At 66.4% G+C, this 3,691-nt stretch carries 2 protein-coding genes; both read left to right on the top strand.

The annotated features are described in order from the left end of the window. A partial coding sequence (locus ACXWUF_RS20360) for a PAS domain S-box protein (protein ID WP_458496391.1) occupies nucleotides 1–2,394 on the top strand: 2,394 nt, incomplete at its 5' end. Nucleotides 2,395–2,910: 516 nt separating this feature from the next. After that, a complete protein-coding gene (locus ACXWUF_RS20355) occupies nucleotides 2,911–3,489 on the top strand; it encodes a ProQ/FINO family protein (protein ID WP_458496390.1) in 579 nt (192 codons plus the stop codon). Nucleotides 3,490–3,691 lie beyond the last annotated feature (202 nt).

The following is a 3,691-nucleotide window of genomic DNA, read 5'->3' as shown; positions in this document are numbered from 1 at the left end:
GCCTTCGGCGCCTTCCGGGCTTCCGGCCAGGGCGCGGCCATTGGCCGAACCCTGGAGTTGCCAGCCATCCGCAAGGGCGGCGCCGTCGTCACCGTGGAACTCTCCCTGTCGGCGGTGCAGCGGGGCGAGAGCTGGCTGGGCATGGGCATCGCCCGCGACATTGGCGAGCGCAAGCGGGCCGAGATGCAATTGCGGAAGCTGTCCCTGGCGGTGGAGCAAAGCCCGGAAAGCATCATCATCACCAACCTGAACGCCAACATCGAGTACGTGAACGAAACCTTCGTCAGGATCACCGGCTACAGCCGCGAGGAAGCTCTCGGCAAGAATCCCCGCATCCTCGATTCCGGCAAGACGCCCAGGGCCATCCACGGCCATCTGTGGAAAACCTTGCTGCAAGGCCAGACCTGGAAGGGCGAATTCATCAACAGGCGCAAGGACGGCAGCGAGTACGTCGAATTCGTCATCATCACGCCCATCCGCCAGGCGGACGGGCAGATCAGCCACTATCTTGCCATCCAAGAGGACATCACCGAGAAGAAGCGGCTGGGCGAGGAACTAGACAATCACCGCCACCATCTGGAGGAACTGGTGGCGCAGCGCACGGCGGAACTGACCGCCGCCCAGCAGCGGGCGGAGTCCGCCAACCGCACCAAGAGCGTGTTCCTGGCGAACATGAGCCACGAGATACGGACGCCCATGAACGCCATCCTGGGCCTAAGCCACCTGCTGCGGCAAGGCGCGTCAACCCCGGAGCAAGCCGCCCGGCTGGCCAAAATCGACGCGGCGGCGCGGCACCTGCTCGCCATCATCAACGACATCCTCGACCTCTCCAAGATCGAGGCGGGCCGCATGGATATGGAGAACGCGGACTTCTCCCTGGACAAGCTGCTGGACCAGGTCCGCGCCATGACCGCCGAGCAGGCGACGGCCAAGGGCTTGGCGCTCAAGCTGGAGAGCGACAGCGTGCCCCGCTGGCTGCGGGGCGACCCGACCCGGTTGCGCCAAGCCCTGCTCAATTACGTCGGCAACGCGGTCAAATTCACCGAGCGCGGCGCCATCACCTTGCGCGCCCGGCTACTGGACGACAGCGGCGAGGCGCTGCTGGTGCGCTTCGAGGTCGCCGACACCGGCATCGGCATTGGTCCCGAGCAGCGGACCAAGCTGTTCGAGGCGTTCGAGCAGGCGGACTCCTCGACCACCCGCAAATATGGCGGCACCGGATTGGGCCTGACCATCACCCGCTGGCTGGCCCGCCTGATGGGCGGCGAGGCCGGGGTGGACAGCGTCCTGGGCGAGGGCAGCGTGTTCTGGTTTACCGCCCGGCTGGGCCGGGGTCAACCGGCGGCAGCCAGCCCATTCAGCGCCGACGGCGGCGGCGCCGGGCCACGCCATCGGTACGCCGGCGCCCGCGTGCTGCTGGCGGAGGACAACGCCATCAACCGGGAAGTGGCCTTGGATCTGCTTAGGGAAATGGGCCTGACCGTGGACACGGCGGAAGACGGCGAGGAAGCGGTGGAAAAGGCGGCGGCCAACCGCTACGACCTGGCCCTGATGGAGGTGCAGATGCCCCGGCTGGATGGACTCGCCGCCACCCGCGCCATCCGCGCCTTGCCGGGCCGGGCGGAGTTGCCCATTCTGGCGATGACCGCCAACGCCTTCGACAACGACCGGGAGCTATGCCGGGAAGCGGGTATGAACGGCTTCATTGCCAAGCCGGTGGACCCGGAGGCGCTTTACGCCACGCTGGACATCTGGCTACCGGCCAGCGCCGACCCCGCGCCGCGCCCGCCCGAGCCAGCTTCCGCTCCATCCGCGGGCTGGCCGGACCTCGGCGGCGTCTCCGGCCTGGACCCGGCGCGGGGACTGGGCTTGGTGCGCGGCAACCGGGACACCTATCTGCGGCTGCTGGGACTATTCGCCGACCAGCACGCACGGGACATGGAACGGCTGGGCACCAGCGATATGGCGCGGCTCAAGGCGCTGACCCACACCCTCAAGGGCGCCGCCGGCACCATCGGCGCGGTGCGTGTCCAGGGATTGGCCGGGGAGTTGGACGCGGCCATTCGACAGGACGCCGAGCCAGCCGTGATCGAGCCATGCCGCGCCGCCTTGGTCGCTGAATTGGGCGCGCTCATTGAAGGCATTCGCACCGCTTTGACCGGCTTGGCGACGACGCCTCCGGCCATTCAGGCGAACCCGGCGCGGCTTGCCGCCACCCTCGCGAACCTGGGAGAACTGCTGAACAAGGGCGACATGGCGGCCAACACCTTGGCGCGGGAACAGGAAGCCGTGCTGCGCACCGCGCCCGGCGAGGCGGGGGAAACGCTGCTGCGCCGGGTGGCGGATTTCGATTACGACGGCGCCTTGGAAATTTTGCGGGAACTTGGCCGATAAGTCCTGTGGGGTGGGGTTAGGCGCACATAGTTAGGACTTACCCAGCTTTTAGCTTGTAGTCCCGCCCCTTCGACTACGCTCAGGACAGGCTTCAGGCGGTTTTTTGCCGCCTGAAGGCGGGACTACGTACTCTTTAAGCCATTGAATGGCAAGGGCTGCGTAAGTCCTAATAGTGAAAGGCTTGGTGTTCCGGTTGGCCTTCCGTGCGCCTAGCCCCATCCTGCGACAGCCGGGTTTTCACAGGCTCCCTTAAGTCCATCCTGTAGGCCAAGCCGAAGGGCGGACCGGAAAGCCAGCCCCCGCCCTTCGCGCCGTCCCTGGCGGGATAGGAGAAGGCGCGGCCCGCGATTGCCCGGATGGGAAACGAACGAAATATGTACGAAGCTGGCCGACGCCGCTAGACTTAGGGCCAAACTAAGAAATTCTGTTACCGTGCGGGCCGGGCCAACACCCTGGTCTGCCTTGTTTGCTTTCTTACCATCACCACACGCACTGACGATTTAAGACGATACAGCCATGGCAGAACTCGACCGACAGGTCATCGCGACCCTCGAAATCTTCGTCAACCAATACCCCGTCTTCGCCGAGGGCAAGCCCCTGGCGATAGGCATGAGGGAGGAGTTGACCAAACGCCATCCCGACATCGAGCCGCGCCTGCTGCGCTCGGCCCTGCTCAAGCATTGCAAGCGTCCCCGCTACCTCAAGGCGCTGGCCACCGAGCCGAACCGCTACGACCTGGACGGCAACCCCGCCGGGGTCGTGACCGAGGAACAGCGCGACAAAGCCGCCAACGACCTGGAAATGCACCACGAGCATGAGCAGGCCATCCTGCGGCGCCGCGAGGAGATAGCCGAACTGGAGCGGCAAGCCGCCGCCCGGCGGGCGGAACGGACGGAGCGCGCCGCCGCCAAGGAACGGGCGCGGCGGGAAGCCAAAGCGAAAAAAGGCAAGACCGGCGCGGGACGCCACCAAAGCCCGGTCCTCCCGCCCCATGGGGGGGGCGGGCACGGGGACGCCCCGAGCGGAGGGCGGCCCACGGCAGCAGCCGGTCATCATCATCCAGAAGAAGCGGCCCACCTGGCCCGACCGGGATAATTAGGCTGGTTTGGCTTTTTGATGCAGGCTCCCAAGCCCCTGCTTGGGAGCCTGCATCCAGGTTAAGTTAAGACCTCGCGGTCCCGGCCCTTCGGCTCCGCTCAGGACCGGCCTCAGGCGGTAAACCAACCGGGAAAACCGGCTGAGGCCGGGACTACGAGCGGTCTATCCCCCAGGGATCGCCAATCCCCCGTCAATCCTT

This window comes from Methylomagnum sp. (genome assembly GCF_054333355.1).
This window is presented reverse-complemented; position numbering and strand designations above follow the sequence as displayed.

What these genes read in the sequence shown, in the direction of transcription:
- ACXWUF_RS20355 (WP_458496390.1), top strand. Translation starts at nt 2,911, where the DNA reads ATGGCAGAACTCGACCGACAGGTCATCGCGACCCTCGAAATCTTCGTC.